Consider the following 14486-nt stretch of genomic DNA (forward strand, 5'->3'; position numbering starts at 1 on the left):
AGTTCTGATGCTCATCGTCAGGTACCGGTTGTGCGATTGCGGTGATAATGCCGCGAACCTGCTCATCGCCAACCAGGAACCAACTCATGGTGATATTCGAGATCAACAAGCAGCTTAGCCCCGAAACCTACCGTCAACAGACTCGCCGCAGCACGCTGATCATCGCAGCGACCTTCGCGGTACTGGCCATGGGGTTGGCCGCCCTGGCGGTCGCGGTATTCGGCGAGGCGGGCGGGGACAACCTTCGTTTTAATGCCTTGGGCGTCGCTGCCGGGCTGCTGCTGACCATTGCGCTGGTGCGTTCGGTGTACTGGAAGCAGCCGTGGATGAATTGCGCGGTCTATGGCTGGCACCTCAAGCGCAGCCTGATGCGTGTGACCAACGTCATGCATCACGTCACTGCCGGTGTGGCCGTTGGCGATTCGGATGCGATGAAGTTGTTGCGCTTTTACCATTTGGGTTTGACGCAGATGCATCAGTTGGACGGCAACAGCGCGGCCCTGAGTGAGGCAGCTCGCGAGATCGATCGGCACGGGGAAACATTGGCGGCGCGCGAAATTGAAACCGATCAGAGCCGGTTGGACGCCGACTGGCTCGAATCCGTAAAGCGCTTCGCTGCAACGACCTAGGCACGCTATCCGCGCTCCGCTTTCGCATACGCGCCGCAATATTCGCGTGGGCCACAGCGTGATGGCCTCTGTGGCTTGTAACAGGCCGAGGCATTCATACTCGGCAGGTGACCAGCCGGCAATTCCGGTAGCCACGCGGAACGCCAAAAACGCCCCGTAAGCCAGGAACCTCTAATGAAAAGGCTTTATCTGTTCGGTTTAATCGCCGGCCTTTCGCTTCATGTCGCCGCCGCCGAGACCGGACCTGATTTGCTGGATGACAAACCAGCCTTCATTGCCAGCTTGATCGAACAAATGACACTCGAAGAAAAGATCGGACAATTGCGTTTGATCAGCATCGGCGCAGACATGCCACGACCACGCATTCTCGAGGAGCTGGCCGCAGGGCATATTGGCGGTACCTTCAACACCGTCACCCGCCAGGACAATCGCCCGATGCAAGATGCCGCGTTGCGAAGCCGGCTGAAAATCCCGATCTTCTTCGCCTACGACGTTGTGCATGGGCATCGGACAATCTTCCCCATCGGGCTGGGGTTGGCGTCGAGCTGGGATCTGGACACGATAGCCAAGAGCGGGCGCGTGTCGGCCATCGAAGCCAGCGCCGACGGGCTCGATATGACGTTCGCCCCCATGGTCGATATTTCCCGCGATCCTCGCTGGGGCCGTACATCCGAAGGCTATGGTGAAGATCCTTACCTGGTGTCGGAAATCGCCCGCACCATGGTTCAGGCCTATCAGGGCGAATCGCCCGCGGCTCCCGACAGCGTGACCGCTAGCGTCAAGCATTTTGCCCTTTACGGTGCAGTCGAAGGTGGGCGCGACTACAACGTGGTGGATATGAGCCCGATGCGCATGCATCAGGCCTTTCTGCCGCCTTATCGCGCCGCCATCGACGCGGGGGCGGGCGGGGTGATGGTTGCGCTTAACTCCATCAATGGCGTACCGGCAAGTGCCAATACTTGGTTATTGCGGGATCTGCTGAGGCGGGACTGGGGTTTTGATGGCGTGACCGTCAGTGATCACGGCGCGATCAGTGAATTGATGCGCCACGGCGTGGCACGCGACGGGCGCGAGGCCGCCCGGCTGGCGATCAAGGCTGGCATCGACATGAGCATGGCCGATTCGTTGTATCGCCAGGAGTTGCCGGGGTTGGTCGAGGCGGGCGATGTCGAAATCGGAGAAATCGACTCAGCTGTGCGTGAAGTGCTGGGCGCTAAGTACGACATGGGCCTGTTCCACGACCCCTACCGGCGAATCGGCGTAGCCCGCGATGATCCGAAAGACACCAACGCCGAAAGCCGTCTGCACCGCGAGGCGGCGAGAGCCGTTGCGCGCCAGTCGATCGTGCTGCTGGAGAACCACGATCGAACGCTGCCGTTGAAGAAGGGCGGCACCATCGCCTTGGTCGGCCCGCTGGCGGACTCGCCGGTGGACATGATGGGCAGCTGGTCTGCGGCGGGTGTCGCTAAACAGTCGGTGACCCTGCGCGAGGGGATGCAAGACGCGCTGGGCGACGAGGCGGTCCTGCTCCATGCGCGCGGAGCCAACATCACCGATGACCCGCATATGGTCGAGTATTTGAATTTTCTCAACTGGGACAACCCGGAGGTGGTGCAGGACCCTCGCTCACCGGAAGAGATGATCGCCGAAGCGGTGGCAACCGCCGAAAAGGCCGATGTGATAGTCGCCGCGGTGGGTGAATCGCGTGGCATGTCCCACGAGGCGTCGAGCCGCACCAGTCTGCAAATCCCGCCGAGCCAGCAGGCTCTTCTGAAAGCATTGAAGGAGACCGGCAAGCCCCTGGTGCTGGTGTTGATGAACGGCAGGCCGCTGGAGCTCGCCTGGGCGAAGGCGAACGCCGATGCAATCGTGGAAACCTGGTTCAGCGGCACTGAGGGCGGTCATGCCATCGCCGACGTGCTGTTCGGCGACTACAACCCTTCCGGCAAGCTGCCGATTTCCTTCCCGCGTTCAGTGGGGCAGATTCCCACCTACTACAACCACCTCCGCGTGGGCCGGCCTTATGTCGAAGGCAAACCAGGCAACTACACCTCGCAGTATTTCGAAGAGCCCAACGGCCCTCTTTATCCCTTCGGTTACGGCTTGAGTTATACCCATTTCGAGGTGTCCGAGGTCCGCTTGTCGAGCCCAACCATGTCACGCGAAGGCACGCTGGAGGCACGCGTGACGTTGAAGAACACTGGCCAGCGCGACGGTGCGACTGTCGTGCAGCTGTACATCCAGGATCTGGTGGCCTCGGTAATCCGCCCGGTGAAGGAGCTCAAGGCCTTTCGCAAAGTCGCCCTAAAGGCGGGCGAGGAACGCGAGATTCGTTTCAGCATCGATGAGGACGACCTGAAGTTCGTCAATGCCCAGCTGCAACGAGTGGCTGAATCGGGTGAGTTTGCAGTGCAGATCGGGTTGGATTCGCAGCACGTGATGCAGCAGCGCTTCGTGCTGGAGTGAAGGCGGCGGTAGCGATATCAGACATCCGACCGGCCGGGGCGGGTCGCTAAAAAAAATCGTCTCCGCGGTAGCTATCCGGCCAATAGCCGGCATGGGATGATCGCGCCGCTTCGATTACTAACGACAGGTCGGGGAATCATTTCCCGCTGCGGCAGACCAACGAAAGCAAACCGGGGCCGGAAACGGCTGGCGGTAATCGCAATGAATCAGGAGGCGGTGTGTCACGAACCTATCATTTCAGAACAGGCGTCCGCAAAGCCCGGGTATTGGGTATGGCGTTGAGCCTGTCCATGGCTCTGGTAGCGGGTAATAGTTGGGCGTTCGGTATCGAAGATGTTGCCGTAAAAGCCGAGAAACTGGCGGCAGAACGCTACGTAGCGCCACAGAGCAATTTGCCAGCGGTATTCCGCGACATGGCGTTCGGTGACTATCAACAACTGCGCTTTCGTGGCGACAAAGCACTTTGGCACGACGCGGAAACGCCGTTCGAGCTGCAGTTCTACCATCAGGGCATGCATTTCGACGTGCCGGTAAAAATCAACGAGATCTCCGCCACGGGCGTCGAAGAGGTTCGCTACGATCCGGAAATGTTCGATTTCGGCAAGGTGCAGATCGAGCCCGCAGCCTTGGAAAATCTCGGTTTCGCCGGTTTCAAAGTGCTGTATCCCCTGAACAAGCCGGACAAGGCGGACGAGTTGATGACACTGCTCGGCGCCAGTTACTTCCGGGTGGTTGGCAAAGGCCAGGTTTATGGGCTGTCGGCGCGTGGCCTGGCGATCGATACCGCGTTGCCCGGTGGGGAGGAGTTTCCGCGCTTCCGCGAATTCTGGGTGGAGCGGCCGCAGGCCGACCGGCGCAATCTGGTGATTTACGCCCTGCTGGATTCACCTCGCGCGACCGGTGCCTACCGCATGGTGGTAACGCCTGGCAAGGACAGCACGGTTGACGTGCAGGCGCGGGTCTATCTGCGCCAGCCGGTCGAAAAGCTCGGCATCGGTACTTTGACCAGCATGTATCTGTTCGGCGCCAACCAGCCCAGCAGTCAGCTCAACTATCGGCCGCAGCTTCACGACTCCGAAGGCCTGGCGATCCATACGGGCGACAACGAATGGATCTGGCGGCCGTTGAACAATCCCAAGCGTCTATCCATCAGTAGCTATAGCGTTGAAAATCCGCGTGGTTTCGGACTGCTCCAACGCACTCGGGACTTCGGTCGTTACGAGGATCTGGACGACCGCTACGAACTGCGCCCAAGCGGTTGGGTCGAGCCGCGTGGCGATTGGGGCAAGGGGCGTGTGGAGTTGATCGAGATTCCCACACCCGATGAAACCAACGACAACATCGTTGCTTTCTGGGTCCCCGAAGAGCCGCCGCAGCCGGGCAATCCGCTGGATTTCGGTTATACCCTGCACTTCACCATGGACGAGCCGGCTCTGCATGACCCGGCGCTAGCCTGGGTCATGCAGACACGCCTTTCCGCCGGTGACGTCAAACAATCCAACCTGATCCGCCAGCCCGACGGCAGCACCGCGCTCATCGTCGACTTCGTTGGCCCGAACCTGGCCGAGCTGCCAGCGGATGCACCGGTAAGCACGCGGGTAAGTGTCGGCGATAATGCCGAGCTGGTGGAAAACAACCTGCGCCACAACCCCGTGACCAAGGGTTGGCGCTTGACGTTACGGCTGAAAGTGCGCGATCCAGCCCGCCCAGTAGAACTGCGGGCAGCCCTGGTGGAAGGCGAGAAGACACTTTCCGAAACCTGGAGCTACCAGATTCCGTCCCATGAATAGCCCAGTGGAGCAACCAATTACAGGACGTTACATCGAGCAGCTGCCGCTCAGTGCCGAACAGCGCGAAACCCTGGCTCGCGAGGTGGAGCGGGAGGGCGGCGAACTGGACGATCTGCATCGGGTCCTGGCCCGCAGCGTGCCGACCGCCGACAACGGTGAGCCGAGCGCAGGCAGTTTGCTGGGCTCGGTCGCCGCAAGGCTGAAGCTCGGCTGGGGCGAAACCCTGGAACGTGGTCGGGCGCATTCGCGCGACCACCAGGGTCGCGTCTGCATTCAGTCGACGCCGCCAATCGTGCGCACCCGGATGGTGCCAGAACCCTGGCACACCAATGTGCTGCGTCTGAGCTGGTGGCGATTGCTGCGCAAGAAGAATCGAACGGTCGACGTGCCCACCTCGCTGGCCATAGACCGCTCGGGCTGGCGCAAGGTGGCCGGCTTGCGTCGCACCACGTTGCTGATCCTGATGCTCGTGCAGACCGTTATCGCCACTTGGCACATGAAGTCCGTGCTGCCTTACCAGGGTTGGGCGCTGGTGGATCTGCAGCAGGTGTTTCAGCAGCCGCTGCAGCAGTCGGCGAGCCAGATCCTTCCCTATGTGATGCAGACGAGCATTCTGCTGCTCTTCGCGTTGTTGTTCTGCTGGGTGTCGGTAGGGTTCTGGACCGCGCTGATGGGTTTTTTCCAGCTGCTCAAAGGTCATGATCGCTACAACATTTCCGCCACCACGCTCGGTGACGAGCCGATTCCGGACGATGCGCGCACGGCCTTGGTGATGCCCATCGCCAATGAGGACGTCCCGAGGGTGTTTGCCGGGCTGCGTGCAACCTACGAGTCGCTCAAGGCGACCGGGCAAATCAAACATTTCGACATTTTTGTCCTCAGCGACAGCAACGATCCGGATACCTGCGTCGCCGAGCAGAAAGCCTGGCTGGAGCTGTGTCGCGAGGTCGACGGCTTCGGCCATATCTTCTACCGCCGCCGTCGGCGTCGGGTGAAGCGCAAGAGCGGCAATATCGACGACTTCTGCCGTCGCTGGGGCAGTAGCTACCGCTACATGGTGGTACTCGATGCCGACAGCGTGATGAGCGGCGAATGCCTGACCAGCCTGGTGCGGCTGATGGAAGCTAATTCCGGCGCCGGCATCATCCAGACCGCGCCCAAGGCCTCGGGCATGGATACGCTTTATGCACGGATGCAGCAATTCGCCACACGGGTCTACGGGCCGTTGTTCACCGCGGGCCTCAATTTCTGGCAGTTGGGCGAATCCCATTACTGGGGCCATAACGCGATCATCCGGGTCAAACCCTTCATTGAACACTGTGCCTTGGCACCGCTACCGGGAAAGGGGTCCTTCGCCGGCGATATCCTTTCCCATGACTTCGTCGAAGCCGCGCTGATGCGGCGCGCTGGCTGGGGCGTGTGGATCGCCTATGACCTGCCGGGTAGTTACGAAGAATTGCCGCCGAACCTGCTCGACGAGCTCAAGCGCGACCGCCGTTGGTGCCACGGCAACCTGATGAATTTCCGGCTGTTCCTGGTCAAGGGCATGCACACCGTGCATCGGTTCGTGTTTCTCACCGGCGTCATGTCGTATCTGTCGGCACCGCTCTGGTTTGTTTTCCTGGCGTTGTCGACCGGGTTGCTGGCGGTTCACACGCTGATGGTGCCGGAATATTTCCTGCAACCGAACCAGCTGTATCCGCTGTGGCCGCAATGGCATCCGCGCGAAGCTATCGCGTTGTTCTCGGCGACGCTGACACTGCTGTTCCTGCCCAAGCTGCTCAGCGTGCTGCTGATTTGGATTCAGGGTGCCCGCGAGTATGGCGGCGGTATTCGCCTGCTGCTGTCGATGCTGTTGGAAACATTGTTCTCGATGCTGGCAGCGCCGGTACGCATGTTGTTTCACACGGTGTTCGTCACCGCCGCGTTCCTCGGCTGGTCGGTGCAGTGGAACTCGCCGCAGCGTGCCGACAATGCCACGCCATGGGGCGAGGCACTACGTCGGCACGGTTCGCAGATGCTACTGGGTGTGCTCTGGACGGCGCTGGTAGGCTGGCTCGATCCGGCATTTCTGTGGTGGCTGGCACCTATCGTCGTGTCGCTGATCCTCTCGGCGCCGGTCTCGGTGATCACCAGTCGCACGGGGCTCGGCCTGGCTGCCTTCCGGTGCAAGTTGTTCCTGATTCCCGAGGAGTTCAACCCACCGCAGGAGCTGGCCTCGACTGATCGTTATACCCGGCAGAACCAGGACAATGCGTTGCACGATGGCTTTATCGCTGCGACGGTGGATCCGATCTATAACGCATTGGTATGCGGCATGGCGCGGGCACGACACGCCAAGGTAGTGACTGGCGCCGAGGTGCTGCGCGAGCAGCGCATGCGGCAAATCCTTGATGCCGGGCCCAACGGCGCCGCTGAAGCGGCACGTTGGCGTCTGCTCAATGATCCGGACGGCATGGCGCGCCTGCATCAGTGTGTCTGGCAAGACGAGCGTTACCAGGCCTGGCGCGATGCCTATCGTCCACTTGGCGTAAGCGAGGTGACGCAAGCGTCGCCAGTCGAGAGCCTGCAGAGCTAGCGCTGTTGAGGCGGGGCGGTGGCCGCGAGCTCGCGAAGCCGTTCCAAACCCCGCCGGCAGCCCCGTCAATGAACGTGCTTGCTGCCATTGGCGTGATGATGGACGTCAGGGTCTGCCGCGGGTTTTGGCTCGGACTGTTGATGGCTGCCCTGGTGCTTGCCGCCGTGATCGTGCCCTTCAGACTCGCCACCGCCGTGCTCATGACCGCCGCTTGAGGCCACCAGCGCGCGATACTCGGCGGCGCTCAGTGCGGGTAGCTGTTCGAGTATGGCGACCAATCCCCATATGTACGGGTCGTCCATGCTCTTGCCCCAGGCTGGCATGGCGGTGGATTTGATTCCATGCTTGACGACCCAGAAATCTCTGGCCGGATCGCTCTCTCGGTCGGCATCGGCGAGACTCGGCGGGGCGGGGTAGAGGTTTTGGCTCAGCTCGGTTTCGGTCATACCTGGAGCGAGATGGCAACCGACGCACATGGCATCGTAGTTGCCGGCGCCTGACTGGATCAGATCTGCGTCGCCAAGATCGGGCACCTCGATATTCTTAGCGCGGACCGCGATGGAGCGTTCGCGAGCGGTTTCCAGTAATGCGTAAATCGGCGCACTGTGCGGATTATCGGCGGCGACGTTGACTACGCCCGAATACACCACGACAGCGCCGATCAGAAGGATTACGAGGGCAGCCGCCTGCAGCGCCGTGATGGTTTTAAGCATTTGCCGGACCTCAGAACCAGAATCGGATACCCGCTACCACGCGGGCTTCGCTGGCATCTTCACCCTCGGCGCGTAGCAAATCTGCGCTATTGCCGTAGGCGCGATCCCAGCTCACCCCGACGTAAGGCGCGAACTGCCGGTTGATCTCATAACGCAGGCGCAGCCCGACGCCGGCATCGTTCAGGCCTGAACCCACACTGCGGCGATCGTCGTTGCGCTCGTACAGGTTGATTTCCGCGGTGGGCTGCAAGACCCAGCGCTGGGTCAGCAGGATGTCGTACTCAGCCTCCAGGCGCAGCGCGCTCTGGCCTCCCTCGCCGATGAAGACGGTGGCTTCGGTCTCCAGGCCATACAGTGGCATTCCCTGTATGCCGAAGGCGGCCCAGGTCTGCGGCGAGCCGGGTTTGAAGTCCTGGCGAACACCCGCAACAGTTTCCCACCAGGGGCTAATGGCATGGCTCCAGAGCAGCTGCAGCTCGGCCTCTTCGGTACGACCGTTGGTCCGCTCACCCTCGGAGCGAAACGCTAGGTGATCGATATCGCCACCGGCCCAACCGCTGATATCCCAGGCCAGGCTGCTGCCATCGTCGGCGTCCTGCCATTCCAGCTCGTCAGCGACGAACAAAAAGTGCGTGCCGCCCTGGTGCATCTGGTGCGCGGGCAGTTCAGGAAAGGCGGCGGCGCGGTCGTCGGGCCTGATGGTCGGTACGGGCGGGCGGCTCGCTTGCCCTGGTGGAATACCGGTCGCGGGTGGATGCGGCATCTCATCGGCCGAATGGTCCATGGCGCCATGATCCATATCGCTCGGAATAGTCGTTGCGTTGCCGTGACTCATTCCCGAGTGATCCATCGGCTCGGAAGCGATCGGAGCATGACCGCCATGCTCCGTGTGGCTCGGATGATCCATGGATTCTTGAGCCTGGCTGAGCGCAGCGCTCAGGATCAAGGCGATGGTCAGCGGTATCTTAATGGCCATGCTGATGCCCTTTTTTCAGCTTCCGCCTGTGGCGTTTGCACATGCTTCTCCGATTCCTCAACGCGGACTTCACGGAACATCCCGAGGTCCATGTGCATCAGCATGTGGCAGTGATAAGCCCAGCGCCCGAGGGCGTCGGCGGTTACGCGGTAGCTGCGTTTCGAGCCGGGCGGCATGTCGATGGTGTGCTTGCGCACCTGAAAGTTGCCGTGTTCGTCCTCCAGGTCGCTCCACATGCCATGCAGATGAATGGGGTGATGCATCATGGTGTCGTTGACCAGCACGAAGCGCACCCGCTCACCGTATTTCAGGCGGACCGGCTCGGCGTCGGCGAAGGGAATGCCGTCGAACGACCAGGCGAAGCGCTCCATATGACCGGTTAGGTGCAGCTCGATGGTACGCATCGGCTCACGACCGTCCGGGTCGGGGAAGGTGCTGCGCAGGTCGGCGTAGGTCAAAATACGGCGGCCGTTGTCGCGCAGGCCGATACCCGGATCATTCAGCTTGGGCACCGGCATCATGGTCTGCATGTCCACTAGCGGATTGCCGTTCTCGCTCGCGGGATGAGCCTGCATTTCCATCTGACCGCCGGCATCTGCCATGCCGGTGCGCCCCATGGCGGAGTGACCCATTTCGGCCATATCACTGTGATTCATCTGGCCATGGTTCATCTGCGCGTGATCTATACCGCCTTGGCTGTTCGCTGGAGCCTGCCCGGCCGAATCGTCAACCTCGCCGTGGGAGCCATGATCACCGTGTCCCATGTCTTCCATGGTCAGCTCCGGCCGTGGATCGAGCTCCGGTACCGGCGCACTCAGGCCGTCACGCACCGACAGTGTGCCGCGGGCGTAGCCGCTGCGGTCCATGGATTGAGCGAAGAGGGTGTAGGCGTTTCGGCTGCCATCCGGTGTGACGATGACATCGACGGTTTCCGCCACAGCCAGGCGCAACTCGTCGACTTCCACCGGCTCGACGTTCTGACCGTCAACGGCCACCACGGTGAGCTTCAGGCCGGGGATGCGGAAGTCGAAATAAGTCATTGCCGAGCCGTTGATCAGCCGCAGCCGCACCTGCTCGCCTGGCTGGAACAGGCCGGTCCAGTTGCCGTCCGGTGCCTGGCCGTTGAGCAAATAGGTATAAGTTTCACCGCTGACATCGGCGAGATCGGTGGGTGTCATCTTCATCTTCGCCCAGGCCCAGCGATTGCCGAGCGTCTCGCGCCAGCCCTGGTCTGCCACGTCGTCGATGAAGCCGCCAACCGTGCGACGGCCGCGGTTGTAGTAGTCGGACTGCTTCTTCAGCTTGTTGATTACTCGCGCCGGACTTTCGTCGGTCCAGTCGGTGAGCATCACCACGTAGTCGCGCTCGTATTCGAACGGCTCGGGTTCGAGTGGATCGATCACTAACGGCCCATAGACGCCGAGCTGTTCCTGAAAGGCCGAGTGGCTGTGGTACCAGTAGGTGCCGCTCTGCTTCACCTTGAAACTGTACTCGTACATGCCGTCCGGGGCGATGCCGGTGAAGCTGAAGCCGGGCACGCCGTCCATGTTGGCCGGCAGCAGGATGCCGTGCCAATGAATAGAGGTGTCCTGTGGCAGACGGTTGTGCACCCGCAGCGTCACGGTATCGCCTTCACGCCAACGCAGAAGCGGGCCGGGAATGCTGCCGTTAATGGCCATAGCGGTGCGTTCGTGACCGCTGAAGTTGACGCTGAGCGAGTCGATGGTCAGATCGAATTCGGTGCCCGCCAGCACAGCCTGTTCGCTGGCCTGACCGGGGCGTGCCACCGCCCATACGGGCTGATGTCAGGGGCCCAGCCCAGCAGCAATGCCACTAGCAGCCAGGCTTTTGACGAAGTTTCGTCGCGAAGATGTGGAGCGCATGATGCCTTGCTCGGTCAGCTGTCTTCTTGATGAGCATGCCCACGCTCTTGCTTGGGTACGCCACTTGGTAACGCTTTGCGTTCTAGCCGCAGGAGAGGCCCGGTTATGGTTTCCACGTAAGAGCATGGGAACCATCGATGCCTGGTCCGGCTACGATGGTCGCCGTGCCAGTCAGTCCGCCGGATATTCCGCGATCACCACGTCCTTGCCGCTCGTTGTCAGACCGATCACTTGATAGGCCTGCGCGGGCTGGCCGTAGTCCATGCCCGGAGAGCCAGCGGGCATGCCCGGCACGGCCACACCGGCGAGGTCGTTTCGCTGCTTCAACTCATGGATCTGCGCTATCGACACGTGTCCCTCGACGAATTTGCCATCGATCACGCCGGTGTGGCAGGAGGCCAGACGCGGTGCCACGCCAAGGCGTTGCTTAACCGCGCTCATGTTGCTTTCGACATGGTCGCGCACCTCGAAGCCATTGGCCTGCAGGTACTTGACCCAGTCCTTACAGCAACCGCAATTGGCGTCGCGGTGCACATCGATGATCTCTGCAGCTTGTGCGCTACCGGCCATGAACAGGGCGGCAAAGATGGCGAGTTTCAGTTTCATACGCGTACTCCAGAAGAACTTGGCCAAAAAGAACTTAGTGGCAACCGCAGCCGCTGCCACAACCGGCTTTAGGCGCGGTTGTTTGCGTTGCGTTGTTCGCGACTTGGGCCGGATAACCAGCATCGTCCAGTGCGGCGATCAGCGCCGTGCTGTCGGTGTTGCCCTCGACTCGAACCAGACCGGTGTTGAGGTCCACCTCGACGCGGTCGACGCCGGCCACGGGTGTCAGCGCCTGGGTCACATGGCGAACACAGGAGCCGCACGTCATGCCCTGTACTTGAAGATCGATGGTGCTCATGAGAAGTCCTCAGCTAGTCGCCGGTCATTCCGGCTTGGTTGGATCTTCAACCTTCACCTCATGGCAAGGTCAAGCAGTCGGCGCAGTCTCGTTTTCTGCTTTCAGAAATAGCCCCTCGCGGCTTTCGCCAAGCTGAGCGGAACATTACTTTTCTGTCAGCTTCTGGTTCGTCGCACTCGATAGCTGCACACTCTCGCCATGCTTTGAAAGGATGAGTCGATGAAACTTCTGGTCGCCGAAGACGAGCCAAAAACCGGCATCTACCTGCAGCAGGGCTTGAGCGAGGCGGGTTTCACCGTCGACCGCGTCACCACCGGCACCGATGCGCTGCAGTCCGTACTCAGCGCGCCGTATGACTTGCTGATTCTCGACGTGATGATGCCCGGCCTGGAGGGTTGGGAGGTGCTGCGCATGGTGCGCGCCTCGGGCAACGAGGTACCGGTGCTGTTTCTTACCGCGCGTGATCGCATCGAGGACCGGGTCAAGGGGTTGGAACTGGGCGCCGACGACTATCTGGTCAAGCCGTTCGCCTTTTCGGAATTGTTGGCGCGGGTGCGCACGTTGTTTCGCAGGGGCAACGCCGCGGCTTTGCAGACGCAGCTGAAGATTGCCGATCTCGAAGTCGACCTGATGAAGCGCCGGGCCATGCGTGGCGGTCAGCGCATCGACCTGACCGCCAAGGAGTTCGCGCTGCTGGAACTGCTGCTGCGTCGGCGCGGCGAGGTGCTGCCCAAGTCGCTGATCGCCTCGCAGGTCTGGGACATGAATTTCGACAGCGACACTAATGTCATCGAGGTGGCGATCCGCAGGCTCAGAGCGAAAATCGACGACGGCTTCGAACCCAAGCTGATCCACACCGCGCGCGGCATGGGTTACATGCTCGACGAGCCGGATGCGCCATGAAGCAACTGTCGCTTACGGCGCGGCTCAGTCTGATGTTCATGCTCGCCGTCACCGGCGTGCTGGGGGCGGCCGGATTCTTCTTCAACCAGATGAGCCAGCATCATTTCGACGAGCTCGATCGGCACACACTGGAGGAAAAATTCCAGGCCACTCGAAGCCTGCTACAACAGCTCGATGATCTGGCGCAGTTCGACGAGTTGCGCCCGCAATTGCAGGCCTTGCTGGGCGGCCATAGCGAACTCTCCGCGCAGATATTCGATACGCAAGGCCGGCTGCTGTTCGTCGATGGGGGCGCTTTGCCGCCGACTCTGCATCCGAGCAGCGACAGCGATGGCGAATTGCAGCACGACGGTCATGTCTGGCGCAGCAGGACCGGCTCGGTGACGGCGGCCGGTCAGTCGTTGCGCGTCGTGCTGTCACTTGACGTCACCACGCACAAGGCATTCTTCCATACGTTGACCGGCTGGCTCTGGGGCGCGTTGGTGCTCTGCGCGCTGATCAGTGCCTTGCTCGGTTGGCTGCTGGCGCGCAGCGGCTTGCGCCCGTTGCGCGACGTCACCCAGGTGGCGGCATCGGTTTCGGCCAAGTCACTGACCGAGCGCATCTCCGCCGAGTCGACACCGGCCGAGCTGCAGCAACTGGTGCTGGCCTTCAACGCGATGCTGGAGCGACTAGAAGATGCCTTCGTCAGGCTATCCAACTTCTCCGCGGACATCGCCCACGAGCTGCGCACGCCGCTAAGCAATCTGATGACCCACACCGAGGTTGTGCTGACCCGAAGCAGGAGTGCGGCAGACTATCAGGACAACCTCCACTCGAATCTGGAAGAGCTGCGCCGGATGGCGCGGATGATCGATGACATGCTGTTTCTGGCCAAAGCCGACAATGGGCTGGTCATTCCCCGGGTGCAACCGATCGAGCTGGAAGCGCTGTGCGGCAAGTTGCTGGATTTCTACCAGCTGACTGCCGAGGAGCACGGCATTCGCTTCGAGCTGTCCGGCAGCGGTCGCATCGAGGGTGATCCACCGATGCTGCACCGCGCGCTATCGAATCTGCTGTCCAATGCGCTGCGGTATACGTCAGACGGCGGCGTGATCCGTCTGAGCATCGAGGCAGAAGTGAAGGGTGTTCTGCTAAGTATCGGCAATCCTGGCGCCACCATCCCGGCAGATCACTTGCCGCGTCTGTTCGATCGTTTCTATCGTGTCGATCCGGCTCGTCGTGAAGGCAGCCCGAGCAACGCGGGGTTGGGGCTGGCGATCACCCGATCGATTATCGAAGCGCATCGAGGTGAGGTCCGCTGCAGCAGCCACGACGGCTGGACCTCGTTCGATATCGTGTTCCGCCATCTGGGCTGACCTGATGAAGCGCCACGGAAATCGGCGTTAGTCGGAGCCTTTGAGTTACTTTCTCACGCTGGGACTGGATGAACTGGTCTGCCAGCTCCAGACCAGAGTCGGTGGTGGTCCGTTCGCTGGTTAGGATTGCAATCGAGTGATACGAAATGGCATTACAGCTTCGTCATCGGCTCCGTCGGATTGTTTTTCTGCCGGCCGACACTTGGCACTGGCTAATCGACGTTGCTCATGATTGCATCGGTCCACTACTGCTCTGCTTGGCAGCCTTGCTCGTATATCACGCCCG

10 protein-coding genes and 1 pseudogene are annotated in these 14486 nt (G+C 61.2%); 6 read left to right on the forward strand and 5 right to left on the reverse strand.

Annotation, left to right across the window (positions count from 1 at the left end):
* Positions 1-86 precede the first annotated feature (86 nt).
* The 4 genes from AC2LD7_RS14155 to mdoH all read left to right on the forward strand — a co-directional run bounded on the left by AC2LD7_RS14155 (position 87) and on the right by mdoH (position 7463).
* Positions 87-629, forward strand: a complete 543-nt coding sequence (locus tag AC2LD7_RS14155; RefSeq protein ID WP_484598371.1) for a DUF3087 family protein — start codon at positions 87-89, stop codon at positions 627-629.
* 174 nt (positions 630-803) lie between these two features.
* Entirely contained in the window at positions 804-3095 is a 2292-nt protein-coding gene (bglX, locus tag AC2LD7_RS14160) for a beta-glucosidase BglX (protein WP_484598372.1), read from the forward strand.
* Between the two features lie 272 nt (positions 3096-3367).
* Entirely contained in the window at positions 3368-4885 is a 1518-nt protein-coding gene (locus tag AC2LD7_RS14165; protein WP_484598416.1) for a glucan biosynthesis protein G, read from the forward strand.
* Positions 4878-7463 (forward strand): glucans biosynthesis glucosyltransferase MdoH, encoded by a 2586-nt coding sequence (gene mdoH / locus AC2LD7_RS14170; RefSeq protein ID WP_484598373.1) that lies wholly within the window; start codon positions 4878-4880, stop codon positions 7461-7463. The genes AC2LD7_RS14165 and mdoH overlap by 8 nt, the downstream gene beginning before the upstream one ends.
* A gap of 65 nt (positions 7464-7528) precedes the next feature.
* On the opposite strand, the gene AC2LD7_RS14175 is transcribed toward mdoH, so the two are convergent.
* The 5 genes and pseudogenes from AC2LD7_RS14175 to AC2LD7_RS14195 all read right to left on the reverse strand — a co-directional run bounded on the left by AC2LD7_RS14175 (position 7529) and on the right by AC2LD7_RS14195 (position 11939).
* Positions 7529-8176, reverse strand: coding sequence for a c-type cytochrome (locus tag AC2LD7_RS14175; RefSeq protein WP_484598374.1), 648 nt, complete (start codon positions 8174-8176; stop codon positions 7529-7531).
* 10 nt (positions 8177-8186) lie between these two features.
* Positions 8187-9152: a copper resistance protein B gene (locus AC2LD7_RS14180; RefSeq protein ID WP_484598375.1), complete on the reverse strand. Its 966-nt coding sequence runs from the start codon at positions 9150-9152 to the stop codon at positions 8187-8189.
* Positions 9153-9205: 53 nt separating this feature from the next.
* Positions 9206-11035 (reverse strand): annotated as a pseudogene (locus AC2LD7_RS14185) (copper resistance system multicopper oxidase); the annotation flags it as partial.
* 171 nt (positions 11036-11206) lie between these two features.
* Positions 11207-11641: a DUF411 domain-containing protein gene (locus AC2LD7_RS14190; RefSeq protein ID WP_484598376.1), complete on the reverse strand. Its 435-nt coding sequence runs from the start codon at positions 11639-11641 to the stop codon at positions 11207-11209.
* A 34-nt stretch (positions 11642-11675) separates the two neighbouring features.
* Complete coding sequence (locus tag AC2LD7_RS14195) at positions 11676-11939, reverse strand: heavy-metal-associated domain-containing protein (protein WP_484598377.1); 264 nt, start codon at positions 11937-11939, stop codon at positions 11676-11678.
* A gap of 219 nt (positions 11940-12158) precedes the next feature.
* On the opposite strand from AC2LD7_RS14195, the gene AC2LD7_RS14200 reads away from it, so the two are divergent.
* Together AC2LD7_RS14200 and AC2LD7_RS14205 are read left to right on the forward strand one after the other, a co-directional pair.
* Positions 12159-12842, forward strand: coding sequence for a heavy metal response regulator transcription factor (locus AC2LD7_RS14200; RefSeq protein ID WP_484598378.1), 684 nt, complete (start codon positions 12159-12161; stop codon positions 12840-12842).
* The gene (locus tag AC2LD7_RS14205) at positions 12839-14200 is read left to right on the forward strand and encodes a heavy metal sensor histidine kinase (protein WP_484598379.1); all 1362 of its coding nucleotides are present in this window, start codon (positions 12839-12841) and stop codon (positions 14198-14200) included. Before AC2LD7_RS14200 ends, AC2LD7_RS14205 begins: the two co-directional genes overlap by 4 nt.
* The last annotated feature ends 286 nt before the right edge of the window (positions 14201-14486 follow it).

It is taken from the genome of Stutzerimonas sp. (assembly GCF_982611455.1).